At 35.9% G+C, this 25,273-nt stretch carries 22 protein-coding genes; 7 read left to right on the forward strand and 15 right to left on the reverse strand.

Annotated elements, in window-relative coordinates; genetic code table 11:
* Positions 1 to 6: 6 nt before the first annotated feature.
* From hemB to secB, 9 genes are all read right to left on the reverse strand, one after another.
* On the reverse strand, positions 7 to 1,011 hold the full coding sequence (gene hemB, locus ACJZL1_RS02285) for a porphobilinogen synthase (RefSeq protein ID WP_419247416.1): 1,005 nt from the start codon (positions 1,009 to 1,011) through the stop codon (positions 7 to 9).
* A complete protein-coding gene (nuoH, locus tag ACJZL1_RS02290; RefSeq protein WP_419247417.1) occupies positions 1,004 to 2,029 on the reverse strand; it encodes an NADH-quinone oxidoreductase subunit NuoH in 1,026 nt (341 codons plus the stop codon). Before nuoH ends, hemB begins: the two co-directional genes overlap by 8 nt.
* Positions 2,013 to 4,061 carry an NADH-quinone oxidoreductase subunit NuoG gene (nuoG, locus tag ACJZL1_RS02295; RefSeq protein WP_265025692.1) on the reverse strand — a complete coding sequence of 683 codons (2,049 nt, stop codon included), beginning with the start codon at positions 4,059 to 4,061 and terminating at the stop codon, positions 2,013 to 2,015. The genes nuoH and nuoG overlap by 17 nt, the downstream gene beginning before the upstream one ends.
* A 2-nt stretch (positions 4,062 to 4,063) precedes the next feature.
* Complete coding sequence (locus ACJZL1_RS02300) at positions 4,064 to 4,279, reverse strand: hypothetical protein (RefSeq protein WP_265025693.1); 216 nt, start codon at positions 4,277 to 4,279, stop codon at positions 4,064 to 4,066.
* 245 nt (positions 4,280 to 4,524) lie between these two features.
* Positions 4,525 to 6,027, reverse strand: coding sequence for a leucyl aminopeptidase (locus ACJZL1_RS02305; RefSeq protein ID WP_419247418.1), 1,503 nt, complete (start codon positions 6,025 to 6,027; stop codon positions 4,525 to 4,527).
* Positions 6,028 to 6,123: 96 nt separating this feature from the next.
* Positions 6,124 to 6,774 carry a protocatechuate 3,4-dioxygenase gene (locus ACJZL1_RS02310; RefSeq protein WP_265026636.1) on the reverse strand — a complete coding sequence of 217 codons (651 nt, stop codon included), beginning with the start codon at positions 6,772 to 6,774 and terminating at the stop codon, positions 6,124 to 6,126.
* Positions 6,775 to 7,656: 882 nt separating this feature from the next.
* Entirely contained in the window at positions 7,657 to 10,797 is a 3,141-nt protein-coding gene (gene putA / locus ACJZL1_RS02315) for a bifunctional proline dehydrogenase/L-glutamate gamma-semialdehyde dehydrogenase PutA (protein ID WP_419247419.1), read from the reverse strand.
* A gap of 118 nt (positions 10,798 to 10,915) precedes the next feature.
* Positions 10,916 to 13,501, reverse strand: coding sequence for an aconitate hydratase AcnA (acnA, locus tag ACJZL1_RS02320; protein WP_419247420.1), 2,586 nt, complete (start codon positions 13,499 to 13,501; stop codon positions 10,916 to 10,918).
* A 14-nt stretch (positions 13,502 to 13,515) separates the two neighbouring features.
* Positions 13,516 to 14,019: a protein-export chaperone SecB gene (secB, locus tag ACJZL1_RS02325; protein WP_265035423.1), complete on the reverse strand. Its 504-nt coding sequence runs from the start codon at positions 14,017 to 14,019 to the stop codon at positions 13,516 to 13,518.
* Between the two features lie 164 nt (positions 14,020 to 14,183).
* On the opposite strand from secB, the gene ACJZL1_RS02330 reads away from it, so the two are divergent.
* The 3 genes from ACJZL1_RS02330 to ACJZL1_RS02340 are packed head-to-tail and all read left to right on the forward strand — an operon-like array spanning position 14,184 to position 16,208.
* Positions 14,184 to 14,813: a Tim44/TimA family putative adaptor protein gene (locus ACJZL1_RS02330; protein WP_419247421.1), complete on the forward strand. Its 630-nt coding sequence runs from the start codon at positions 14,184 to 14,186 to the stop codon at positions 14,811 to 14,813.
* Positions 14,814 to 14,859: 46 nt separating this feature from the next.
* Entirely contained in the window at positions 14,860 to 15,555 is a 696-nt protein-coding gene (dnaQ, locus tag ACJZL1_RS02335; RefSeq protein WP_419247422.1) for a DNA polymerase III subunit epsilon, read from the forward strand.
* A 44-nt stretch (positions 15,556 to 15,599) separates the two neighbouring features.
* Positions 15,600 to 16,208 carry an SCO family protein gene (locus ACJZL1_RS02340; protein ID WP_419247423.1) on the forward strand — a complete coding sequence of 203 codons (609 nt, stop codon included), beginning with the start codon at positions 15,600 to 15,602 and terminating at the stop codon, positions 16,206 to 16,208.
* 287 nt (positions 16,209 to 16,495) lie between these two features.
* Here the strand turns inward: ACJZL1_RS02340 and ACJZL1_RS02345 are convergent, their stop codons facing one another.
* Both ACJZL1_RS02345 and ACJZL1_RS02350 read right to left on the reverse strand, forming a co-directional pair.
* Positions 16,496 to 17,452, reverse strand: coding sequence for an IS5 family transposase (locus tag ACJZL1_RS02345; RefSeq protein WP_264735368.1), 957 nt, complete (start codon positions 17,450 to 17,452; stop codon positions 16,496 to 16,498).
* Complete coding sequence (locus ACJZL1_RS02350) at positions 17,437 to 17,655, reverse strand: hypothetical protein (RefSeq protein ID WP_419247424.1); 219 nt, start codon at positions 17,653 to 17,655, stop codon at positions 17,437 to 17,439. The genes ACJZL1_RS02345 and ACJZL1_RS02350 overlap by 16 nt, the downstream gene beginning before the upstream one ends.
* A 226-nt stretch (positions 17,656 to 17,881) precedes the next feature.
* Between ACJZL1_RS02350 and ACJZL1_RS02355 the strand changes: the two genes are divergently transcribed.
* The 3 genes from ACJZL1_RS02355 to gyrB all read left to right on the forward strand — a co-directional run bounded on the left by ACJZL1_RS02355 (position 17,882) and on the right by gyrB (position 21,576).
* Positions 17,882 to 18,010 (forward strand): hypothetical protein, encoded by a 129-nt coding sequence (locus ACJZL1_RS02355; RefSeq protein WP_264735543.1) that lies wholly within the window; start codon positions 17,882 to 17,884, stop codon positions 18,008 to 18,010.
* Positions 17,995 to 18,951, forward strand: coding sequence for an IS5 family transposase (locus tag ACJZL1_RS02360; protein WP_264735368.1), 957 nt, complete (start codon positions 17,995 to 17,997; stop codon positions 18,949 to 18,951). Before ACJZL1_RS02355 ends, ACJZL1_RS02360 begins: the two co-directional genes overlap by 16 nt.
* 237 nt (positions 18,952 to 19,188) lie before the next feature.
* Positions 19,189 to 21,576, forward strand: coding sequence for a DNA topoisomerase (ATP-hydrolyzing) subunit B (gene gyrB, locus ACJZL1_RS02365; RefSeq protein WP_419247509.1), 2,388 nt, complete (start codon positions 19,189 to 19,191; stop codon positions 21,574 to 21,576).
* Positions 21,577 to 21,682: 106 nt separating this feature from the next.
* Here gyrB and ACJZL1_RS02370 read toward each other — a convergent pair whose 3' ends face one another.
* From ACJZL1_RS02370 to ACJZL1_RS02380, 3 genes are read right to left on the reverse strand one after another with little or no spacing between them, the layout of a single operon-like run.
* Positions 21,683 to 21,838 carry a hypothetical protein gene (locus tag ACJZL1_RS02370; protein WP_419247425.1) on the reverse strand — a complete coding sequence of 52 codons (156 nt, stop codon included), beginning with the start codon at positions 21,836 to 21,838 and terminating at the stop codon, positions 21,683 to 21,685.
* Positions 21,822 to 22,778 carry an IS5 family transposase gene (locus ACJZL1_RS02375; RefSeq protein WP_264735368.1) on the reverse strand — a complete coding sequence of 319 codons (957 nt, stop codon included), beginning with the start codon at positions 22,776 to 22,778 and terminating at the stop codon, positions 21,822 to 21,824. The genes ACJZL1_RS02370 and ACJZL1_RS02375 overlap by 17 nt, the downstream gene beginning before the upstream one ends.
* The gene (locus ACJZL1_RS02380; protein ID WP_419247426.1) at positions 22,763 to 22,972 is read right to left on the reverse strand and encodes a hypothetical protein; all 210 of its coding nucleotides are present in this window, start codon (positions 22,970 to 22,972) and stop codon (positions 22,763 to 22,765) included. The genes ACJZL1_RS02375 and ACJZL1_RS02380 overlap by 16 nt, the downstream gene beginning before the upstream one ends.
* Positions 22,973 to 23,483: 511 nt before the next feature.
* On the opposite strand from ACJZL1_RS02380, the gene lpdA reads away from it, so the two are divergent.
* The gene (gene lpdA, locus ACJZL1_RS02385) at positions 23,484 to 24,857 is read left to right on the forward strand and encodes a dihydrolipoyl dehydrogenase (RefSeq protein WP_419247427.1); all 1,374 of its coding nucleotides are present in this window, start codon (positions 23,484 to 23,486) and stop codon (positions 24,855 to 24,857) included.
* A gap of 5 nt (positions 24,858 to 24,862) precedes the next feature.
* Here lpdA and ACJZL1_RS02390 read toward each other — a convergent pair whose 3' ends face one another.
* Complete coding sequence (locus tag ACJZL1_RS02390; RefSeq protein WP_419247428.1) at positions 24,863 to 25,258, reverse strand: hypothetical protein; 396 nt, start codon at positions 25,256 to 25,258, stop codon at positions 24,863 to 24,865.
* Positions 25,259 to 25,273: the final 15 nt, after the last annotated feature.

Below are 25,273 nucleotides of genomic sequence, written 5' to 3' on the forward strand. Positions count from 1 at the left end.
GTAATTTTATAGGGCTTGTGCACTTAAATTTTTTGCAATATCAAGTGCAGCGTAAGTGAATATTGCACTTGCACCCGCACGTTTGAAACCAATCAAAGACTCATAAATCACCTTGTCATAATCTAGCCAGCCATTATTTGCAGCAGCTTTTATCATTGCGTACTCACCGCTTACTTGGTAAGCAAAAATCGGAAAATTAAACTTATCACTTGCTGTTTTGATAATATCTAAATATGGCATACCTGGTTTAATCATAATAAAATCTGCACCTTCATTTATATCCATTTCAATTTCGCACATTGCTTCGCGCGCATTTTTATAATCCATTTGATAACCACTTTTGTCTATAGAATGTGATAGCCCACATGAACCAACGACTTGCCTGAATGGAGCATAGAAGCTAGAGCAGTATTTCACCGCATAAGATAATATTAATACGTCTTGAAAGTTGTTATCATCTAATGATTTTCTGATTCTTCCTATTCTACCATCCATCATGTCAGAAGGAGCAACTATATCACATCCTGCCTTCGCTAAAGCAAGTGCTTGCTTACACAGTACTGATATAGTTTCATCGTTTTCTACATCCACCTGATTATCTTTTAAAATGCCGTCATGGCCATGAATAGTGTATGGATCCAGTGCAACATCTGCAATAACACCAATTTCCGGTACCTTTAATTTTACAGCACAAATTGCTTTGCAGATTAAATTGTCAGAATTATACGCTTCCTCAGCGTTTTCAGATTTTAGTTTACTACCAACTACAGGAAAAATTGCAACAGCATTAATTCCTAAATCTTTAGCTTCCTTAACTATGGACACTAATCCATCTATTGAATAACACTTTACGCCTGGTAAGCCAGAAATTGGTTCAGTTGTTTCTTCTCTGTCATGAACAAACAGAGGAAGAACCAGATCATTTACTGATAAACTATTTTCACTTGTTAAATTGCGAACCCATTTGCTCGAGCGCCTGCGCCTTAACCGTGTGTTTGGAAAATTAAACATTGGATCCAGGCAAATTCCCAGTAAAGAGCAACACCCCTGAAATGAGTATCACCCAAAGCACCGATATTGGTAAAAACACTTTCCAACCAAGGCGCATTAGTTGATCATATCGATAGCGAGGTATTGTTGCTCTAATCCAAATAAATACGAACAAAAGTATAACTATCTTCAAAACGAACCAAATTAAACCTGGAATTTTATAAAGCAAACCAAGTTCTAATGGAGGATACCACCCTCCTAGAAAGAATATCGTCATCATAGCACTTGCTAGAATCATATTTGCATATTCTCCAAGAAAAAAGAGAGCAAAAGGCATGGATGAATATTCAACGTTATATCCAGAGACAAGCTCTGCTTCAGCTTCTGGTAAATCAAATGGGTGACGATTAGTTTCTGCAAGCAAAGAAATAAAAAATATTATTCCTATAGGCATTAGTAGTAAATCAACCCAAAATGGCATATTATGTTTTGCCACTACCATTTCTCCAAGATTTAATGTTCCAGTGGTAATAACGACTGTAGCAACTATTAAGCCTATTGAAACTTCATATGAAATCATCTGAGCAGCCGACCGTATAGCGCCAAGAAATGCATAATTAGAATTGCTTGACCAGCCTGCAATAATTACGCCGTATACTCCCAGCGACGATATAGCTAGCACATAAAGCACTCCAACATTAATATTTGCTATAACCTTAGGAATAACTACTTGCTGGCCATTTTCTACAATTACTTCAGCACCAAACGGTATAACTGCCCAGGCAATTAATGCCAAAATAAAGGTAAGCATTGGAGCCATAATGAACAGTATAGTGCTCGCTCTAAATGGTATTATCGGCTCTTTAATTATCAATTTGATAGCATCTGCGAACGGCTGCAATAACCCAAATGGCCCGACTACACTTGGGCCGTGCCTTAGTTGAATTGCAGCAATAACCTTACGCTCAAAGTATACCAAGTATGCAACTGAAAGTAGTAGCGGTACTAAAACAAATAAAATATTAACTAGCGTGTTCATAAAAAGCCTTAGTACAATCCGCCATTATTTTTGAAGCGCGACTTATTGAATCCGTCATATAAAAATTACACTCCTTTAAAGTAAAAGGTGTATTACTTAAGCTTATTTCACCGCTGCTGATTGGAATCCATTTATTTTTTATCACTTGATCAGCATTTCTAAACTGTGGACCGATAGTATCTAATTTTTTTCTCACGTCAAATAAACTATCATATGGTAAGGAGAGATCCAAATATTGCGAGAGATTTTTAATAATTAACCAATCCTCCTTTGCTTCACCTGGAGGAAATACAGCTAAATTTGTTCTTTGCGCTCGACCTTCAGTGTTTACATAAGTTGCATATTTTTCTGTATATGCAGCACCAGGCAAGATAACATCTGCTACATGTGCACTTTTATCACCATGATGACCTTGATAAATTACAAATGTATTTTCTAATTTTGATGTATCAATTTCATCTGCACCAAGAAGATAAACCACTTCTATTTCACCACTTTCTGCATGTTCCAATATTTGATTAATATCCCTTTCGCCTTTTTTAGAAGCAAACCCAATATCTAGCCCACCAACTCTTGCTGCAGCTTTATGCAGCACATTAAAGCCATTCCAGTCGTCTCTGACCATGTTAAATTTTTCTGCAATTTTGCCAGCTAGAACTAGAACTGATTCAGAATCGTCTCTTATCAACGCATCTTGACCGATAATCAGCATAGGGTTTTGAGCAGCTACCAGCAGCTCACAGAACTTATGATTTCCATTTGCTATTTCACTCAAAATATCAGGATTATCGCCCAATTTCTCAACATGATATAAATATTCAATGTTAGGACCAACACTTGCAACAGGAAAGTTGCCCTGTAAATATCTCTTTCTCAATCTTACGTTAATGATCGGTGCTTCTATCCTTGGATTTGTATTTATAAGCAGACATAAATCTGCATTTTCTATACCTTCAATAGTGGTATTGAACACATATGACCCACGATTACTTGGTATAAGCTTTGCACCATCTTGCCTGCAGTCTATATTTCCCGAGCCGAGCTTCTGCATCACTTCTTTGAGTAGAAGCATAGACTCACAATCTGCTAAATCACCTGCAATTGCAGCTATTTTATTTGATTTTGTATTCTTTAATTTTTTTGCAGCAATAGTCAATGCTTCATTCCAATCAACTGGGGCTAATTTACCATCTTTTTTTACATAAGGTCGATCGAGACGCTGAACTTTTAGTCCATCATAGGCAAAGCGGGTTTTATCTGATATCCATTCTTCATTTACCTCTTCGCTCAGTCTTGGTAATATTCGCATAACTTCCAGGCCACGATAATCAACTCTAATGCTACTTCCCACAGCATCTAGCACATCTATAGTCTCACAATGTGATAGCTCCCATGGACGCGCTGTAAAGGAGTAAGGCTTTGAAGTTAAAGCCCCTACCGGGCAGAGATCTATGATATTTCCAGATAATTCAGAACTAATATGCCTTTTTATGTAAGTGCTAATCTCTACATTTTCTCCCCTTCCGATTCCTCCAAGTTCATTTGTACCTGCAACATCAGACAAAAATCTAACACACCGAGTGCAATGAATGCATCGATTCATCGCAGTCTCAATCAGTGGTCCGAAGTGTTTTTTTGGCACAGCCCTCTTATGCTCATCAAGTCTGCTGTTTCCTTTCCCATAAGCCATCGTGATATCTTGCAAATCGCATTCACCACCTTGATCGCAAATTGGGCAATCAAGCGGGTGGTTAATTAGCAAAAACTCAAGCACACCTTCACGTGCTTTTTTAACCTTAGGGGTATCAGTGTGAATAACCATCCCTTCTGCAACTGGCATTGCACAAGAGGCTACTGGTTTTGGAGGTCCACCCTCCACTTCAACCAAACACATTCTGCAGTTACCAGCAATTGCTAAACGCTCATGATAACAAAAACGTGGAATTTCAACGCCCACAATTTCACAAGCTTGAATTATAGTGAGCCCATGCTCTACTTCACATTCCTTAGAATTAATAGTAACTTTAACCACAACTATTGTACAGCTTCCCACTTTATAGGATTGCCGCTTACCTCATCTTCAACCAGATTGCCGTTGTCATATTGAGCAGACATATAATTCATGCGCGAGTCACGATCTATATATCTAACAGGTTTTACCGGTTTATCTTTATACATTTTTTGCTCGGCTTTCTTACGCTGAGTAGGGTTATTTTTACTAGCTGTCTTTGCTTTCCCACCTACTGCCATATAAACTCCTAAAAACTTTTCATTCTATTTTAACACTTAAGTATATAGCGTCAATATTTAATAACTTTAAAATTTCAATAGATCTCTTATTATAATCATTGTTTAAATAAAAAGTTACTCCTTGATATCATTCCAGTGCTTGACCAGAAAAAAAGAAATATGTATCAGCTACTTTCATTTGCTGCGCCTCGAAAATAAATGTTCATGTAGCTGTGAGTCAAGCCATAAATCCAGTATAAAGACCTTTAATCATTGGCTTCATAGTACTTCTCAACCAACTTATTAAGTAACCTTACACCAAAACCTACTGCTCCTCTTGGACAAATGTCAGTACCTTTTTCGTGCCAAGCAGTGCCTGCGATATCTAAATGTGCCCAGCAAGTTTCATTCACAAAACGCTGTAAAAACTGTGCAGCCATTATGCTATCTCCACCAGAGCCTGCAGGAGCGATGTTTTGAACATCAGCAATCGGTGAATCAATAATTTTGTCATAAGTTTCATTCATAGGAAAACGCCATAACTTCTCACTTACTTCATTTCCTGCATCAATCAGACGGTTTGCTAATTCATCATTATTTGCAAAAAGACCAGCATATTCGTTATTTCCAAGTGCAACCACTATAGCACCAGTTAAAGTTGCAAGATCAATCATAAATTTTGGTGAGAATCTGTCTTGCGTATACCATAAAGCATCTGCAAGTATGAGCCTTCCTTCTGCATCGGTGTTCAACACTTCTATTGTCTGTCCAGACATTGAAGTTACTACATCACTCGGTCTTTGAGCATTACCACCCACTGCATTTTCTGCAAGTGCGACCACGCCGATTGCATTTACTTTTGCTTTTCGTCCTGCTAAAGCATGCATCACCCCAACCACAGTAGCAGAGCCTGCCATGTCATATTTCATTGACTCCATACCACGTGAAGGTTTGAGTGATACTCCACCAGTGTCAAACGTTATACCTTTACCAACAAAAGCTATTGGCTTTTGTTCTTTAGCAGCCCCATTCCATTTTATCACTACTAATTTTGGTTCTTTACTACTTCCTTGTGCGACTCCAAGCAAGGCTCCCATTTTTTTCTCTTCCATCTGCTTTTTATCAAGCACTTCGATTTCAAGGCCAAGCTTAGTAAGTTCTTTTTTTATATGATCAGCATAGGATTCTGGATATAGAATGTTAGGAGGCTCTGTTATAAAAGAGCGCGCAAGGAATATACTCTCACCTTCTTGCCTTAAGTGCTCAAATGATCTTTCAGCATTACTTAATTGCTCATCTTTTACTAATACGGTAATTTCCTCTACCTCTGTAATTTTCTCATCCTTTTTAGTTTTATACTTATCAAACTTAAAACTACGCAGAAACGCACCATATGCAACATTTGCTGCACTACCTTCGATTAAAATCGCTGCTTTCTTAATTTTTAATCTGCTTAGCTCACAATATATTTTACCACCAATATTTAATTCTTTATTTTCATTCCATTCATCCTTCTTACCAAGTCCAACAACTATGACATTTTTTTCTTCTGGCAAAGTAGTAGAGAAAAATTCACCAAAACTTCCATTGAAATCGCTAAATTGCTTTATATTATCTATGATCTGTTTTCTTTGCAAAACTCCGCCATCATTTACGGTTTCGTTGTCCTCAAATAAACCCGTTACTATTGTTTTAAAATCGGGCGAAATTTTAGAAATTGTTATTTTCATTGCTGGCATCTCCGTTGCAAATAATTGTAAACTGTACATAAAACATAGCAAAAACATCAGTAAGATATTTTTCATATATACCTAAGTACAATAACACTCAAGTTTACTATGGACTCCCTTACATGCAAGGGTTTTTTATCTTTTATTAGAGAACTTATTATATCCGCCCAAGGTAATGTTAAACGTATAGGTTTTTATGACCTGATCACTGTAAGTAAATGGTGTTATGAGAAGGCTTGCAAGCCCATTACTAACAAAATCTCCAAGAACAGGATCAGCACAATTATCGCAATTATGGTCAGCAAAAAACATTTGCGTTGTGAATTCTGGAAAATCTGGATGTTGAACTAGAAAGTTGATATGTGGAGCTCTATCACCAATTTTGCCAGGTGCTATCGTAATAAAATTATAATAGCCAAGGTTATTCACTACAAACCTTCCTGATCCAGCAAAATTCGGATCGAGTTGATTATCCTCTATATTCTTATCGTAATGGTTCACGCCGCGTGAATTTGCGTGCCATATAGAAACTACAGCATTTTGTATTGGTAAACAGTTTATATCAGTAATTCTACCCACTATGTGTATTAATTCTCCTGTTGCACTATTTGGAGAACCAGGTTTCCTTCTTAAATTGTTTGAAGAGCTAAAATTTTTTGGCCTTGCATCAAGATCATAAATCTCTGGAGTTTCAATGCAGTTAAGCAAAACAGGATCAGCTGCAAATAGCGGCAAACTGAATACCGTTTGTACTAAAAACGCTAATAAGATATTTTTCACATTCATTTCATTCACAATAGACTTCTTGCATAACCATATAACAAACTTTTATTGGGAATAGAAACGAAAAAATTACTTTACAAGCTTCGCCAGCCCCCTTATCATGAAAATGAAGCTATTTATTTATCTTCTCTGTACAGATTAAATGACAAAAAAACTCAACGTATTTGGCGTCTCATGTTTAATTTTTTGCACTATGTGCACCTTATGTCTTTATCAAATTTCTAGGTTTTTACCTACACAAGCTGAAATACGCTTATAAAGCATTTAAAACATCAAAAAACGCCAACTTAAAAAATGGATAGTGAATAACTAGCTACCCTAGGGTTTCTTTTGCCTTTTTTTCTGTTTAGTAAATTTCTTAACGTTTATAATTTAGATTAGTTGCGGTTTAAAAGCAGCTGAATCGCGGTTATTAAGCGTTTAGAATAAAAAAACGCCATACTTGAAAGTATAATGTAAGTAATTAGCCAACCACGGGGCTTCTTTTGCCTTTTTTTTCATTTGGTAAATTTCTTAATGTTTATAGCTAAACGACAACCGTCATTCCCCTACGTATTAGCGGCTGAGATACCGCGGCGGTATGACGATTAAGTATCCCGCTACTTGTTAGCGGCTAAGAGATACCGTGGCGGTATGACGATAAGTTCGTCATACCACTGCTTGTTAGCGGGATCTAGAGATACCGCGGCGGTATGACGGTTCGCGGCGGCATGACGAGAAAGGGGCTACTCGGATGACACCCTGACAACCGTCATCCCGCTACTTGTTAGCGGGATCTATGTTAAGGTATGACGGTCCGCTACGTGTTAGCGGTTGAGATACCGTGCATAACTGCACGAACGTCTAGTTTAGGGGTAAGATAGGAGAAAAATTAGGGCCCGCAAATTAATCCAAACACATAAGTGTAGTGTTACCACCGAATGCTGTAGTGTTAACACTTACAACTTTTTCTGTAGAAAAACGCTGTAAATAATGAGGACCACCAGCTTTTGGCCCAGTGCCAGATAGTCCTCTACCACCAAATGGTTGTATCCCAACTGCTGCACCTATCTGGTTACGGTTGATGTAGACATTTCCAACTGATATTTTTTTACTTATAGTGTCAATTTGACTTTGTATCCGACTCTGCAAAGAAAACGTGAGCCCATATCCTGTATTGTTTATATCATTTATAACTTCATTCAAATTTGACTTATTAAAACGTATGATATGTAAAACAGGACCAAATACTTCTTGCTTTAATTGCGAAATTTTTTGTATCTCATAAATATATGGAGGAAAGAAATAACTATTATGAGAATTTGTATCCATGGGTACTTTAAATAACAGATTTGAATCTTTATCCTCTGACATTTTTTGCGTATGTTGAGTGAGCATATCGATAGATGCTTTATCAATTATTGGACCAATATCAGTACTAAGTTGTATTGGGTCACCAATCTTTAGTTCTTGCGCTGCACCACATATCATTCTTATCTGTTTTTCTGCTATATCTTCTTGAATAAATAGCACTCTAAGCGCAGAACAGCGTTGGCCAGCGCTGCGAAACGCAGAAAGCAAAACATCCGTAGTCACTTGCTCTAAGAGAGCAGAGCTATCAACAATCATAGCATTTAATCCGCCAGTTTCAGCAATAAATGGCACAATAGGACCATCCCTATTTGCAAGCATTTTATTGATTATTTGAGCGGTTTGCGTTGAGCCAGTAAAAGCTACTCCGGCAATTCTATTATCTGGAACTAATATTTTGCCTAAATATCCACCATCCCCAGGAATGAGGTGTAACACATTCTTTGGTATCCCAGCTTCATGTAGTATCTTAACAGCTTCGTAAGCAATAATCGGCGTTTGCTCTGCCGGTTTTGCCAGCACTGCATTACCTGCTGCAAGTGCAGCTGAGACCTGCCCAAGAAAAATAGCAAGTGGAAAATTCCATGGTGATATACACAGGAAAACTCCCCTGCCTTCAAAAAAGATGAAGTTATCTTCACCTGTTGGACCTGGCAATTTTTTCCAGTCGCTCAGTTCATTCTTTGCTATCATTGCATAATAACGCAGAAAGTCGACTGCTTCTCGTACTTCTGCTATTGCATCAGATAAAATTTTTCCTGCTTCCACAATCAGAATGTAAATTAACTCTTTCATTCTTTCTTCAAGTAAGTCAGCAGCTTTTTTCAAGTGTTTAGCACGTTCTTCCGCTGGAGTGCTCTGCCATGCAGAAAACGCATTATGGGCTACTTCAAGAGCATTTAAAGCTTGATCACTTGTTGCGTTCGACACTTCTCCTATTACATGCTCCAAATGTGCAGGATTCACCACTTCAGTAAATTTGGCATCATCAAAAAGTGACTGTCCGTCAATTATTGGTCCAACTTGCCATTTCTTTTCACTAAAACCCTTTATATCATCTGCAAATTGTGAGACTATCACAGAATCACTAATATCCATTCCTAAGGAATTTTTTCTTTCTTCTTTCAAAATATCTTGTGGCAATGGAATATTTGGATGAGGTTCATGCTCCAAGCTTTTAGCTTTTTCTGATGGATCCGAAACTAATTCTTCAATTTTAACGTTAGGATCATTTATTTGATTGACGAACGAACTATTAGCTCCATTTTCAAGAAGACGTCTAACAAGGTATGGTAATAAATCACTACGTTTACCAACTGGTGCATATATACGGCAACTGATGCTTGTTGCAAGTTCTGACATTGCATAATCATATAAGTCTTTTGCCATTCCATGTAAGCGTTGAAATTCAAATCCAGGGTGGTTTTTATCAGCAAGTTCCATGATAGAAGCAAAAGTATAGGCGTTATGAGTTCCAAAGCATGGGTAAAAGCTGTTTGGTTTACTCAAAAGTTTCTGTGCGCACGCGAGGTAAGATACGTCAGTATAGCTTTTTCTTGTAAATACTGAGTAATCATTTAATCCCAATTCTTGCGTACGCTTGATCTCTGAATCCCAATATGCACCTTTTACAAGCCTCACCATAATTTTGTGCTTTGATCGGATAGCAACATCTTCAACAAAGTCAAGAACAGATAAAGCGCGCTTTTGATATGCTTGTACAGCCAAGCCGAGCCCTTCCCACTCAGAAAGTGAGTCATCAAGACGCAATTGCTCGAATAAAACTAATGACATCTCAAGTCTTTCTGATTCTTCTGCATCTATGCATAATGAAATATTGTACTTTTTTGCTTCATGACAAAGCTCTAGCAGTTTAGCTCTCAACTCTTCAGCTATATTATCGAATTGGCTGAATTCATAACGTGGATGTAACGCAGACAATTTGATTGAAATTCCATGCGATTTAAAACAATCACTTATATCAGTGGATTCACCTATAGCTTTTATTGAATGCATATATGAATTAAAATACTCTTCCGCATCCTCAGCTGTGTGAGCAGCTTCACCAAGCATATCAAAAGAGTATAAAAACTTACTATTGTCATCTAGTTTTGCATATCTTAAAGCTTCTTCTATGGTTTCTCCAACAACAAAATGATTACCAAGCATAGACATTGCTTGTTTTACTGCTTTGCGAATAATCGGCTCTCCTAAATTTTTAAGTAATTTAGAAATTGCGTAATAGAACTTCGAATCGCCTTCATTATCTCTTAATATACTACTTCCTATCATTAAACTCCACGTGGAAGCATTGACGAACAATGAAGAAGAATGTCCTAAATATTTACTCCATTCTTGATTGGCAATTTTATCTTTGATTAGCTCATCTATTGTATAATCATCTGGTATCCTAAGTAGTGACTCAGCAAGACACATAAGCGCTATTCCTTCGTCGTTGGAAAGCGAGTATTGCTGCATGAAAGAATCTATGACATCTAATTTGTTGCCTTTAATCTTTTCAATAACTTGTTTTGCTATATTATAAATTCTATTTTTTGAATCAGCCGAAAGCTCTGTTTTTTCTATAAGGCGGCGTACATAACTTTTCTCATCAGCACGATAAAATCCTTGTAAACGTTTTCTCAATTCGTTAGGTTCTTGTATAGAGGTAATCATAATTATTTATAAAACACCTTTACTATATGTAAGGTAAAATTATATCATAACTTTGCACAGAGCAAATTGTTATTTATAAAGGGATCAGGGCTGGCTAAAAGAAGTCCATGCAATAACTTTAAAAGGATTGTGCAAGTATGTAGCTTAACACTCCGCCATGCATTAAGTATTTAATCTCAGTTGCGGTTTGTACACAGCATTTGAGTTGAATTGATTGCTTTGAATTATCCTTTCTTTTGATGATACATTCTAGATTTCCACCTGGCACTATTTCACCTTTTATGCTTATTACCTCACTACCATCAAATATCTTTCTGGTTATTCCATTTTGGAATATAAGTGGAAGAACACCCATGCCGACCAAGTTGGACCTATGTATACGCTCAAAGCTTTCTGCAATTACAACTTTAATCCCCAACAATAAAGTACCCTTTGCTGCCCAATCCCTACTTGAACCTGTGCCATACTCCTTTCCTGCCACAATGATGAGAGTTTCCTTGTAGCGCATTGCTGCATCAAAAATCGACATAGTTTCTTGAGAAGGAATATATTTTGTATAGCCGCCTTCGATGCTTACCATTTCATTTTTTATTCTAATGTTAGCAAAAGTCCCACGCATCATTACATTGTGGTTACCACGACGAGACCCATACGAATTAAAGTCCTGTGGCTCAATTCCAAGATTTTTTAAATATATACCTGCAGGACTACTTGAGGCAATATTTCCAGCAGGGGAAATGTGATCAGTGGTTATGCTATCGCCAAACATTGCCAATATTTGTGCACCTTTTATATCGATTTTATTATTTTTAGGTGATAAATTATCAAAATAAGGCGGATTTTGTATGTAAGTGCTGTTTGCATCCCAATTATAGATTTCACTTTTTTCACACTTTATCTTTCGCCAATGTTCATCACCAGAAAAAACATCCTTATACTTTTGTATGAACATCTCACGTGTTACCACACTTTTAACACAATCTTCGATTTCATTGTTTGTTGGCCATATATCTTTGAGATAGACATCATTTCCATTCTTATCTTTGCAAATTGAATCTTTTGTCAAATCAATTTGCACAGTGCCTGCAAGTGCATATGCAACAATAAGTGGCGGAGATGCCAAGTAATTAGCTTTGACTAACGGATGAATTCTTCCTTCAAAGTTACGATTGCCAGATAAAACTGCAGCAACGGTTAAGTTTTTGTTTTTAATGCCATCTTCTATATCTTTATTAAGTGGACCAGAATTCCCAATGCAAGTTGTGCAACCATATCCAACTAAATTAAAGCCCAAAGCATTCAGATCTACCTGCAACCCTGACTTTTCTAAATATTCTGTTACAACTTGTGACCCTGGAGCAAGAGAAGTTTTAACCCAAGGCTTTGATTTTAATCCAAGTTTAATTGCATTACGAGCTACAAGACCTGCAGCAATCATCACACTTGGATTTGAGGTGTTAGTGCAGCTTGTTATTGCTGCAATAACTACACTTCCATCTTGGAGTTTATCGCTTTCCTTTGACTCATTAACTGAAAATGATTTAGAAAAAGACTCTGCCACTTGTGAAAGAAAAACCTTATCTTGTGGTCTTTTGGGACCAGCCATTACTGGCTTCACGCTTGATAAATCAAGCTCTAGTGTGTCAAAAAACGCTAACTCGTCACTGCTACGCCACAGTCCTTGCTCTTTCGCATAAGCCTCAACTAATTTAATCAGCTCTTTTGGCCTTCCGGTCAAGTTTAAATAATCTAGCGTTTTCTGATCAATTGGAAAAAATCCACAAGTTGCACCATACTCTGGGGCCATGTTTGCTATAGTGGCTCTATCTGCCAAAGATAAATAATCTAAACCATCACCATAAAACTCTACAAATTTACCAACAACACCTTTCGTTCTTAGGATATTGGTAACCGTCAGCACTAAATCAGTCGCAGTTACTCCTTCCGGCAGTCTGCCAATTAATTTAAATCCAACTACTTCTGGAATCACCATACTAATTGGTTGACCAAGCATCACAGACTCAGCTTCTATGCCTCCAACACCCCAACCAAGGACTGATAACCCGTTAACCATTGTAGTATGGCTGTCAGTACCAACTAAAGTGTCAGGATACAAAACCCCATCCTTATTACATACAACTTGCGCTAAATATTCAAGATTCACTTGGTGGCAAATTCCAGTACCTGGCGGTACTACTCTAAAATTTGTGAAGGACGATTCCCCCCACTTTAAGAATTGATATCTCTCCAAATTTCTTTTTACTTCTAGCTCAACATTCTTACTGAATGCGGAAACACTTCCATAACTATCTACTTGAACAGAATGGTCAATCACAAGATCAACCGGTACAGATGGATTTATGTTGCTCGGGTTTCCTCCATTTTTCTTAACATAGCTCCGCATTGAAGCTAGATCAACAACAGCAGGAACCCCTGTAAAATCTTGCATCAACACCCTTGCTGGTTTGTAGCTAATCTCATGATTAGTGTGTTTATTGACGCAGTCTGCTAGTACTCTTATGTCATCTAGCTTTACGTTTACTCCATCTTCATTGCGCAATAAATTTTCAAGCAGAACCTTAAGTGAGCAAGGCAATTTAGTCACATCTATTCCTAAAAATTCACTAGCACTACTTAGGCTAAAATAGTTGTATGACTTCCCGTCAATGTTTAAAGTCGTTTTTGCATTTAAAGAATTGTTCATCCTATCACACTATATTAGTTAAAATTGGAATTACTACCGTTACTTTTTTGTTGTTGACTTTGCTGCTCGTACATAGTTTCGAAATCTATAGGATCCAGCATCAGTGGGGGAAATCCACCACTACTTGTAACTCTTGCAATTATTTCTCTTGCAAAAGGGAAAAGAAAAGTAGGTCCGCCAATAAACAAAGCTTGTCTTACCTCTTCCTCACTCAACTCTTTTAAATTTTCTATTGAAAAAATGCCACAATATTTCGTCTCACAAATGAAAGCTACGCCATCTTTTATATCTGCATCTTTTATCGTTGCTCTGACTTCTATATGCAAAGTAACTTCATGGAAAGATTTTTCTTCATTTACTCCTTCTTTGTTTTCCATTCCTTCTAATTTTGCTGAATTGATATTAACCATTACATTAATATCTGGAGCTTTACTAGAAGAAAGGAATGGCGAATTCGGATTCTCAAATGATAGATCTTTAACATATTGACCGTGAATTCTCATTTTTTGTTGTGGCATTTCTTACGTCTCCTTTAATTAAGTTGAGATATTTAATACTTTCTTATATAATATATTCATTTACAAATGAATAGCAAACCTGATTATAAGTTGATATGAAAAACATATTTTCATTAATAATTAATAATGTTCGGATACTTTATATGCCAAGGAGTTGAGTTACTATGATAGAGCTTGTAATATATGCTTTATTAGCGGCGTTCATTTTTTCACGTTTGTATAATTCTTTAGGAAGGTCAGCCAATCTCAACCTAAAAAAGCTAACTAATGTATTGGATGTAAGTCGAAGTAAAGAAGATGTAGTAGAAAACATTGAGGATTACATTGATAGCAATGATAAAAATTCAATAAAAGTTACTTATGAACAAATATTAAAAAAAAACAAAGATTTTTCTATTTCCCACTTTATAGAAGGTTCAAGCATAGCTTTTGAATTAATAATAAAGTATTTCAATCAAGGAAATCTGTCCCAGTTAGAATCTCTCTTGGATAAAGATTTATATAACAACTTCGCAAAAAAGATTAAACATCGTAAAGAGATGCACGAGTCTATAATTGTTTCTATCGTTTCACAAAAGATTTTAGAAATAAAGCTAGTAAAAAACACAGTGTTTATTGCAGTATATTTCCTTTCAGAGCAAATTAACTTCGTTAAGAACAATGAAGGGGATATCATATCAGGTAGTACATCCACCATTAATAAAGTTGAGGATGTATGGCAATTCAAAAAAAATGTTAATTCATCAGACCCAAGCTGGTTGCTTGTTTCTATTCACTATAATAAAGATAAGTAACGATAAGACAAATGACAAGTAAGATTAGTTTTATTTAGAGTTAACCATGGAAAGCAAGCTACGCGAAATAGTACTTGACACTGAAACGACAGGTCTTGACACTAAATCTGGTCATCGAATTATCGAAATAGGGTGTGTGGAATTAATTAATCGTATTCCAACAGGTAAAGTATTCCATCGGTACCTTAACCCAGAAAGAGATATACCTTATCATTCGTTTAAGATTCACGGTGTTAGTGAAGAATTTTTAGAAGATAAACCATTATTCTCAGATGTTGCACTTGAATTTCTTGACTTTATATCTAATGATATTTTGGTAATTCACAACGCTGAATTCGATGTTAAGTTCCTTAACATGGAGTTAAGCAAGCTGAATGCTGGGTTAATTTCCTCAGATAGAGTGCTAGATACATTACCTCTTGCGAGGAAAAAATTCGCAGGATCACCTGCTTCTTTGAATGCATTATGTAAGCGTTTTGATATATCGCTAGAGAATAGAGAATTGCACGGAGCACTAGTTGATGCTCAATTGCTTGCAAAGGTATATGTTGAACTTACAGGAGGGTTACAAACCTTTCTGTTTGATAATGAATGCAATCAGGACAGTAACTCTACATTCGTCCAGCATAAAGTGCGTAATCTAACTCCCAGAGAACATTCACCAAATAGTGAAGAAATTGATGAACATAAGAAACTGTTAGACAAAATTAACAATACACTTTGGAATAAATATATTGAATAGGTCAACTAATAAAGATACAATTTAATTTTACTGAGAGCACCCTAATGGTAAGGTTTATAAGATTGTTATCTAATATGCTAGTAGCATTAGCAGTTGTTTTTTTAGGTTATTGTTATTTCACCAAAAAAGGCATATTTGCCCCAGTAGCGATTCACAACACAGAAGTTAAGATAGGCGGAGATTTTTCTTTAATTAATCAGGACGGACAGATCTTACGCAGTAGTGATTTTAAAGATAAATACATGATGATTTTCTTTGGGTTTTCCTCATGCAAAAGAATTTGCCCTATGAACCTTGGGATAATTTCAGAAACACTTGCAAAGTTAGATGAGAAAACTAACAACAAGCTAAAAACATTTTTTATTACAGTTGATCCTGAGCGCGATAGCACGGAAAGACTTAAAGAATTTCAGCAGCAATTTGACCATAGAATACAAATGTTAACTGGTGAAAGAGAAAAAATAGACGAAGTAATTGCAAAGTATAAAGTATACGCTAGCAAAGTTGGTGGAGAAGAGGAAATCAACCATTCTTCGATAATATATCTTATTGGCCCTGGAGGAAAATATGTTACACACTTTGCAGCTGATTTAAATTCAGACGAAAGTCAATCTGATAAGATTTTGGCTGAGATAAAAAAATACGTAAACTGAATTATAGATTTTTCTGTTAATTAGTCGAGCACGCAACTGCATGAGCATTATGATTTGAGAGCAATCTCCATGGGAAGACACACACAACTGTACGAACGTTGTAGTTTGGGAGCAATTCCCACCAGTGGGCCAGTGCCCAGACACTGGGATCCAGCCTTTCCATAATCATTAAAACGTTGTGTTTTAACATAAAACAGCTATTTTTATGCTTGCCAACTTAATAAAATTCCTGGATCCCAGTGGGCTTTGTTGCATAGCACCTTAAGCAGTGATGGTTTACGACAAATTTATGTAATGATTTCAAATTTAGCCATACCAATATCAGTGAATTTGTTGAGCAAATAGCACTTAATTAGTAATTCTTTTTCACGATTTACTTCAGATTTATTCCTAAAGCTAAATCCAAATACTTGCTTCAACCTTGAGAAAAATCCTTCTATGTAAGATCTCTTTCCATAAATTGCTTCCTTTTTCCACTCTTTTACACCATCTTGTCCATATAATTTTATTAACCTAATAGCAGCATTTCTGTCAGACATATAATCTATTTTTGAATGTTCTGCTGCATCCTTTTTTGGTAGAACTTTTGTCTTTATATCGTATTTCTTACACAATTTATAAAGTTTGTGCCTATCGTATGCCCTATCTGCATATAATGCTTTTATTTTGTGCTGAAAATTAACTTCTTCAAGCAAATCGCAAGCTCCATAGTGGTCAGAGTAGACGCCATTACTGTATCTTGCAGCTATAGCTTTTTTACTATTCACACTTAACATAACATGTAACTTTCTTACTTGCTCGTAGCTTCGGTACTTTCTATCTGCACTGTTTTCCTTACTGTGGCCAGGAGTGTTACTGTAAATGCTGATACTTGTGCTATCTATGATAATTTCAATATTTTCCATGTTGCTTTTATCAACCCTGCAATCATTTATCTTAATATTAAGTTTTTTAAACCTTCTTGATGCTTGTGAATAGCTGATAACTGCCAAATTTTTTCCTATTTGTTGCAGATATCCTTTTATAAACCCCACCGTTTGTCTTAAACCAATTCTAAAAAGATTGACAATTATATGCACCAAAATTACGACTTTATCACTGTAAATATAGTTGCCGCCCTGCATTTTTGGACTATTTTCATACCAATTTTCGATAGCTTCATCGATGTAACGAAAAATATTTCCCCTTTTTTCAAGGAATTTGTTATATTCGTTTTGGTTACTGACTTTCATTTTCTGTGGCATATTTTTTCTTCAACAGTTAAATGGTTATTTATAATGAATTTTGTCAGTAGCCACCAGATTTTTTCGGTTGCTATGCAACAAAGCCCGCTGGAATCCAGATTGGGCACTAAGTTGGTAAACACGAAAGCGGTTAATCCTTTACAACGTTTTTGATGAAACTGTGCAAAAGGACTGGATGCCAGTGTCACGCACTGGCATGACACCCATTTGTTCCTATAGTTGTCTTTTCTCGCCTACCTTATTTTGCCACTCTGCTGAACAGATACCTTTACGAACGTTTATTTTTGAAGACAGCAAATAGTGTCATTCCAATGCGTCTCCATAACTGTACGAACATTCATTTTTGAAGGTAAATTGCACAACAGATGATGTCATTCCAGTGCTTGACACACAACTGTACGAACATTGTGATTTTGGCCCATCAGGAGGGTGTCATCCCAGTGCGTGACACTGGGATGGCTTTGTTGCATAGCAACCGAAAAAATCTGGTGGCTACTGACAAAATTCATTATAAATAACCATTTAACTGTTGAAGAAAAAATATGCCACAGAAAATGAAAGTCAGTAACCAAAACGAATATAACAAATTCCTTGAAAAAAGGGGAAATATTTTTCGTTACATCGATGAAGCTATCGAAAATTGGTATGAAAATAGTCCAAAAATGCAGGGCGGCAACTATATTTACAGTGATAAAGTCGTAATTTTGGTGCATATAATTGTCAATCTTTTTAGAATTGGTTTAAGACAAACGGTGGGGTTTATAAAAGGATATCTGCAACAAATAGGAAAAAATTTGGCAGTTATCAGCTATTCACAAGCATCAAGAAGGTTTAAAAAACTTAATATTAAGATAAATGATTGCAGGGTTGATAAAAGCAACATGGAAAATATTGAAATTATCATAGATAGCACAAGTATCAGCATTTACAGTAACACTCCTGGCCACAGTAAGGAAAACAGTGCAGATAGAAAGTACCGAAGCTACGAGCAAGTAAGAAAGTTACATGTTATGTTAAGTGTGAATAGTAAAAAAGCTATAGCTGCAAGATACAGTAATGGCGTCTACTCTGACCACTATGGAGCTTGCGATTTGCTTGAAGAAGTTAATTTTCAGCACAAAATAAAAGCATTATATGCAGATAGGGCATACGATAGGCACAAACTTTATAAATTGTGTAAGAAATACGATATAAAGACAAAAGTTCTACCAAAAAAGGATGCAGCAGAACATTCAAAAATAGATTATATGTCTGACAGAAATGCTGCTATTAGGTTAATAAAATTATATGGACAAGATGGTGTAAAAGAGTGGAAAAAGGAAGCAATTTATGGAAAGAGATCTTACATAGAAGGATTTTTCTCAAGGTTGAAGCAAGTATTTGGATTTAGCTTTAGGAATAAATCTGAAGTAAATCGTGAAAAAGAATTACTAATTAAGTGCTATTTGCTCAACAAATTCACTGATATTGGTATGGCTAAATTTGAAATCATTACATAAATTTGTCGTAAACCATCACTGCTTAAGGTGCTATGCAACAAAGCCATCCCAGTGTCAAGCACTGGGATGACAAGAAAGGGAGCACTGGAATTTTTGTTTCAGTATTTGTACATTAGCCATGCGTCTGAACAGATACTCGTAAAGTTGTGCTTTTAATATGGGTTATCAGTTTAAAAATGTTGCTAATCAGCATATATGAATGTAATATTAATTAACATTCATAAACGAAGCAATACCATGGAAAATAGTTATAATGCCGATGCAATAAAAATCTTAAGGGGTCTTGATGCTGTAAGGAAACGTCCAGGTATGTACATTGGTGACACTGACGATGGATCTGGCTTGCACCACATGGTATATGAGGTTATTGACAACGCAATAGATGAATCTTTAGCTGGATATTGTGATAAAATTGAAGTTAGTATAAATAAAGATGGTTCAGTATCAGTAACCGACAATGGCCGTGGCATTCCAACTGACATTCATGAAGAAGAAGGAATATCAGCAGCAGAGGTAATAATGACTCAACTCCATGCTGGTGGTAAATTTGACAATAATACCTATAAAGTTTCTGGGGGATTACATGGTGTTGGAATCTCAGTTGTGAATGCATTATCAAGCTGGTTGGAATTAATTATTTGGCGCAATAAGAAAGAACACTTTATGCGTTTTGAAGATGGTGAGTCTATTGAACCTTTAAAGGTAGTCAACGAAAATACAAACAAAAGAGGAACTAAAGTCACGTTCATGCCATCAACAGAGACTTTTAATGGCATTAATTTCAGTTACTCAACGCTTGAAAGTCGTATAAGAGAATTAGCATTTTTAAATTCAAATATCGACATTACTTTACGTGATTTGCGCAATGAACCATATACAGAATCTCATTTCAATCAGAGCAATCAATCTAAAGACAATTTTGGTACAGCAAATTTTGTGCAGTATTTAGATAAGAATAAGACACATGTAACTAAAATTGCCAGTATGAAAGGAGATGCAGAAGATCTTGGCATCAGCTTGGAAATATCGATGGAATGGAATGATTCCTACTATGAACATATGTTATGCTTCACGAATAATATAAGGCAACGAGATGGTGGTACGCATTTGGCAGGGTTTAGGTCCGCCTTAACTAGGTGCATCAATACCTATGCAACTAATGAAGGGTTCTTAAAGAAAGCAAAAGTAAATTTAACTGGAGAGGACGTTAGAGAAGGTTTAACTTGTGTTTTATCTCTTAAGATGCCTGATCCTAAATTTTCTTCACAAACAAAAGACAAGCTAGTTAGTTCTGAAGCACGTGCAGTTGTAGAAAGTATAGTTTCTGATAAATTGAGCACAATCCTTGAAACTGATCCCAAATTGGCGGCAAGCATAGTAGAAAGAGCAATTAGGTCAGCAAAAGGAAGAGAAGCTGCTCGAAAGGCACGTGAACTAGTTAAGAATAAGAACAGTATTGATATTGCAACTCTGCCAGGAAAACTTGCTGATTGCCAGGAAAAAGCTCCCGAATTGTCAGAATTATTTATAGTAGAAGGTAATTCAGCAGGTGGTTCTGCAAAACAAGGTCGTAATCGAAAAACACAAGCTGTACTTGCTTTAAAAGGAAAAATCCTGAATGTGGAACGTGTAAGTTTAGATCGTATTTTTTCATCTGCAGAAATAGGCTCTTTAATTACTGCAATTGGTGCTGGAATAGGAAGTGAGCATTTTAATGTTGAGAAAGTTAGATATCATAAGATTATCATTATGACAGATGCAGACGTTGATGGATCACATATCAGGACTTTGATTCTAACCTTTTTCTTTCGACATATGCGTGAAGTAATTGATAAGGGATATTTATATATAGCACAGCCACCCCTCTATAAAGTTACAAAGAATGCTAAAGACACTTATATTAAAGATGACGAAACTTTTGAAGAGTATATAATAAACTCAGCAGTTAAAAGATTAACACTAAGTGGTACAACTACAGAATTTAACGACTTGCGCCTTATTTTGAATAAATGTGTTAGCATTTCTAATATTAGCAAAAATTATGATAGAGAAATACCACAAAATCTCTTAGAGTCATTGCTAATTTTAAGCAAAAAGAATGCTCTATCATCGGCTAATGAAATATTAAAATATTTGAAGTTAATGTATAGCGAATACACTTGGGAAGTAGAAATAAAAGATGAAGAAAAAGAAATTCACATCTCTAAATTATTTCAAGGATTGGCAGACAAATATATATTTGCACTTAGTATGCTTGAAGGCAAAGATATGCAAAACATATTAAGTTTGCTTGATGGTATAAGTAACTTATTTAATGGCGATTCATTTTTAAAATCACAAGAAACTGAAATAAGAATCACTTCTCCAAGTGCACTTGCAAAAATAATAATGGACTATGGTAAAAAGGGTTTAACTCTGCAGAGATTTAAAGGTCTTGGTGAAATGAATGCTGATCAGCTATGGGATACTACGTTAAATCCTGAGGCTAGAACTTTATTGAAGGTTGAAATAAAAGATTGTGAAGAAGCTGATTCCATATTTTCAATACTAATGGGTGATATAGTTGAACCACGCCGTGATTTTATTAATAGCAATGCACTCAACGTGCATGATGTTGATATTTGAACTTTTAGCAAAATGTACGAACGTTACGGGTTTAAGCAAGAACTGTGTCATTCAAGTAGCTGACACTGATTCCTTTATGACGGTGTCATTTCAGTGCCCCTTTTTGTCATCCGAGTAGCTCTTCGTTGTCATCCGAGTAGCCCCTTCTCCTGTCATCCCAGTGCTCCTTTCTTGTCATCCCAGTGCCCAGACACTGGGATGGCTTTGTTGCATAGCACCTTAAGCAGTGATGGTTTACGACAAATTTATGTAATGATTTCAAATTTAGCCATACCAATATCAGTGAATTTGTTGAGCAAATAGCACTTAATTAGTAATTCTTTTTCACGATTTACTTCAGATTTATTCCTAAAGCTAAATCCAAATACTTGCTTCAACCTTGAGAAAAATCCTTCTATGTAAGATCTCTTTCCATAAATTGCTTCCTTTTTCCACTCTTTTACACCATCTTGTCCATATAATTTTATTAACCTAATAGCAGCATTTCTGTCAGACATATAATCTATTTTTGAATGTTCTGCTGCATCCTTTTTTGGTAGAACTTTTGTCTTTATATCGTATTTCTTACACAATTTATAAAGTTTGTGCCTATCGTATGCCCTATCTGCATATAATGCTTTTATTTTGTGCTGAAAATTAACTTCTTCAAGCAAATCGCAAGCTCCATAGTGGTCAGAGTAGACGCCATTACTGTATCTTGCAGCTATAGCTTTTTTACTATTCACACTTAACATAACATGTAACTTTCTTACTTGCTCGTAGCTTCGGTACTTTCTATCTGCACTGTTTTCCTTACTGTGGCCAGGAGTGTTACTGTAAATGCTGATACTTGTGCTATCTATGATAATTTCAATATTTTCCATGTTGCTTTTATCAACCCTGCAATCATTTATCTTAATATTAAGTTTTTTAAACCTTCTTGATGCTTGTGAATAGCTGATAACTGCCAAATTTTTTCCTATTTGTTGCAGATATCCTTTTATAAACCCCACCGTTTGTCTTAAACCAATTCTAAAAAGATTGACAATTATATGCACCAAAATTACGACTTTATCACTGTAAATATAGTTGCCGCCCTGCATTTTTGGACTATTTTCATACCAATTTTCGATAGCTTCATCGATGTAACGAAAAATATTTCCCCTTTTTTCAAGGAATTTGTTATATTCGTTTTGGTTACTGACTTTCATTTTCTGTGGCATATTTTTTCTTCAACAGTTAAATGGTTATTTATAATGAATTTTGTCAGTAGCCACCAGATTTTTTCGGTTGCTATGCAACAAAGCCATCCCAGTGTCACGCACTGGGATGACACCCTACTAGCGGAAGTTACTCTCAAATGTTTGTTCATGTTGCTATAAATATTAAGAAATTTACCAAATGAAAAAAAAGGCAAAAGAAGCCCCGTGGTTATTATCCGCTTTAAAATATTGGCGTTTTTTATGTTTTAAACGCTTGACAAGCGAAATTCAGCTGCTTTTAATTGCAACTAACCTACGCTACAAATGTTTAAGAAATTTACCAAGCAGAAAAAAAGACAAAGAATCCCCGAGTTAGCTAGTCTTTTACTATCTCTGTCGAGTATTGGCATTTTTTGATGTCTTGTAACGCTTTATAAGCGCGTTCAGCTTATTTAGATAAAAATCTAGATGTAGATGAAGTTTTGTAAAGACATACAGTATCTATATACTGCAAAAAATTAAACATAAGACGCCGATACATTAAGTAATCCTTACCTTTTAATCTGCAGATTGGCGAAAGCAAATACAATAGCTTCAGTCTCATGATAAGGGGGCTGGCGGAGTTTGTCAAGTAAGTTTTTTCGTTTCTATGTTGTCAGCTACCTGAATATTGATCATACGGGTTCCATCTGTTATATATAATCTTTTTGAATACGAAGAAAACTGATGAATGAGTATGATATTACGGTTATAGGTAGCGGTCCTGGTGGTTATATAGCAGCAATTAGAGCGGCACAGCTTGGGTTTAAAACTGCAATTGTGGAAAAAGAAAAAAATTTAGGCGGTATATGCTTAAATTGGGGATGTATACCAACAAAATCACTGCTTAGAGCATCTGAGGTTTATAGGCTAATAAAAAGATCAAAAGAGTTTGGTATAGAAGTAAAAGGAGCGAGTTTTGATATACAATCAATAGTGAAATATTCAAGAAGCGTTGTTGATAAATTATCAAGTGGCGTTGCATATTTGATGAAGAAGAATAACATCAAAGTTCATCAAGGCTTTGGTAAACTTGCAGGCAATAGTACTATAAAAGTTGTTAGCGATAAGGAAGAACAAGAAATTGTTTCCAAGCATATCATTTTAGCAACAGGCGTGAGGGCACGGAATCTGCCTGGAATAGAGGCAGATGGAGATTTAATATGGAATGCGCAGCATGCTATGATGCCGGGCAAATTACCAAAATCACTACTAATTATAGGGTCTGGCGCAATTGGAATAGAATTTGCAAGTTTTTATAGTACTTTGGGGGTTGATGTAACAATCATAGAGATAAAGAGCACTATTTTGCCGCTGGAGGATAAAGACATTTCAGATTTAGCACAAGAAATATTCACAAAACAGGGGATAAAAATATATACAAACAGTAGCGTAAAAGCTCTTACTAAAAGTAAAGACTCTGCTCAAGTGCTACTAAGTAGTGGCGAGAGCAAAGAATTTGATAGGGTGATTGTTGCGGTTGGAATTCAAGCAAATATTGAAAATATAGGTTTAGAAAATACAAAAATTAAATTAAGCCCTTCTGGTTTTATTGAAATGAATGAATGGTATGAAACTAGTGAATCAAATGTGTATGCAATAGGTGATGTAGCTGGCCCACCATGTTTAGCACATAAAGCGAGCCATGAAGCTGTGATCTGCGTTGAAAAGATTGCTGGTAAAAGTGCTCATGCGTTAAAAAAAGAATGCATACCAAATTGCACTTATTCTCATCCACAAATAGCGAGCATCGGCCTTACTGAGGAACAGGCAATAAAAGGTGGGTATGATATAAAAATAGGAAAATTTCACTCTAACTTTAATGGTAAGTCTGTTGCACTCAGTGAAACTGAAGGGTTAGTGAAAACGATTATAGATAAAAAAACCGGAGAAATTCTGGGTAGCCACATGATAGGTGCAGAAGTAACGGAGTTAATTAGCAATTTTGCTCTTGCAAAGCAACTAGAAGGAACAGACTTCGACATAAAATCTACGATTTTTCCTCATCCAACCATTTCAGAGATGATACATGAATCAGTGCTTGCTGCAGATGTTAAATAGTTGAACTAACGTTCCATCGTTTTAGAGTTGTCAATGTCTTGAGTAGTAGTTTGATTAGGCACTTTAGTTTCAATAGATTGATTACCACCAGCATTAGAATTCTGTAACTCTTCTTTCAATCCCTTAGCTGCTTCTTTAACTTTAAGCTTTGCCTTTGGATGAAGATCTTCTGGGCCTTTTCCTTTAGTATCCAAACCTTGTTGTAGATTAGTGCTTTTCATTTTATTATGCTGCTCGTGCTCAGGTAGGTCAACAACCGAATTGAAAAGAATTTTTATTATATTTTTTAGCAGTTCTAAAAAACCTCCGCTTCTGCCTTCTCTTTGTTCTTGAGGCTTATTTTTCACGTTAGATTCTTTTTTACTGTTACTACTTTTAGGCATTTTTAACTCAACTATCATAAAGCTTAATAAAAT

The sequence above is a fragment of the Wolbachia endosymbiont of Rhagoletis indifferens genome (assembly GCF_048537595.1).
Taxonomy (GTDB): domain Bacteria; phylum Pseudomonadota; class Alphaproteobacteria; order Rickettsiales; family Anaplasmataceae; genus Wolbachia.

Bases quoted from the DNA above. Each gene is read 5' to 3' on its own strand.
- hemB (WP_419247416.1), bottom strand. From the start codon at position 1,011: ATGTTTAATTTTCCAAACACACGGTTAAGGCGCAGGCGCTCGAGCAAA.
- gyrB (WP_419247509.1), top strand. From the start codon at position 19,189: ATGGAAAATAGTTATAATGCCGATGCAATAAAAATCTTAAGGGGTCTT.
- ACJZL1_RS02390 (WP_419247428.1), bottom strand. From the start codon at position 25,258: ATGATAGTTGAGTTAAAAATGCCTAAAAGTAGTAACAGTAAAAAAGAA.
- ACJZL1_RS02345 (WP_264735368.1), bottom strand. From the start codon at position 17,452: ATGCCACAGAAAATGAAAGTCAGTAACCAAAACGAATATAACAAATTC.
- ACJZL1_RS02360 (WP_264735368.1), top strand. From the start codon at position 17,995: ATGCCACAGAAAATGAAAGTCAGTAACCAAAACGAATATAACAAATTC.
- ACJZL1_RS02330 (WP_419247421.1), top strand. From the start codon at position 14,184: ATGATAGAGCTTGTAATATATGCTTTATTAGCGGCGTTCATTTTTTCA.
- dnaQ (WP_419247422.1), top strand. From the start codon at position 14,860: ATGGAAAGCAAGCTACGCGAAATAGTACTTGACACTGAAACGACAGGT.
- nuoH (WP_419247417.1), bottom strand. From the start codon at position 2,029: ATGAACACGCTAGTTAATATTTTATTTGTTTTAGTACCGCTACTACTT.
- acnA (WP_419247420.1), bottom strand. From the start codon at position 13,501: ATGAACAATTCTTTAAATGCAAAAACGACTTTAAACATTGACGGGAAG.
- secB (WP_265035423.1), bottom strand. From the start codon at position 14,019: ATGCCACAACAAAAAATGAGAATTCACGGTCAATATGTTAAAGATCTA.
- ACJZL1_RS02375 (WP_264735368.1), bottom strand. From the start codon at position 22,778: ATGCCACAGAAAATGAAAGTCAGTAACCAAAACGAATATAACAAATTC.
- ACJZL1_RS02300 (WP_265025693.1), bottom strand. From the start codon at position 4,279: ATGGCAGTAGGTGGGAAAGCAAAGACAGCTAGTAAAAATAACCCTACT.
- ACJZL1_RS02340 (WP_419247423.1), top strand. From the start codon at position 15,600: ATGGTAAGGTTTATAAGATTGTTATCTAATATGCTAGTAGCATTAGCA.
- lpdA (WP_419247427.1), top strand. From the start codon at position 23,484: ATGAATGAGTATGATATTACGGTTATAGGTAGCGGTCCTGGTGGTTAT.
- ACJZL1_RS02310 (WP_265026636.1), bottom strand. From the start codon at position 6,774: ATGAATGTGAAAAATATCTTATTAGCGTTTTTAGTACAAACGGTATTC.
- putA (WP_419247419.1), bottom strand. From the start codon at position 10,797: ATGATTACCTCTATACAAGAACCTAACGAATTGAGAAAACGTTTACAA.
- ACJZL1_RS02305 (WP_419247418.1), bottom strand. From the start codon at position 6,027: ATGTACAGTTTACAATTATTTGCAACGGAGATGCCAGCAATGAAAATA.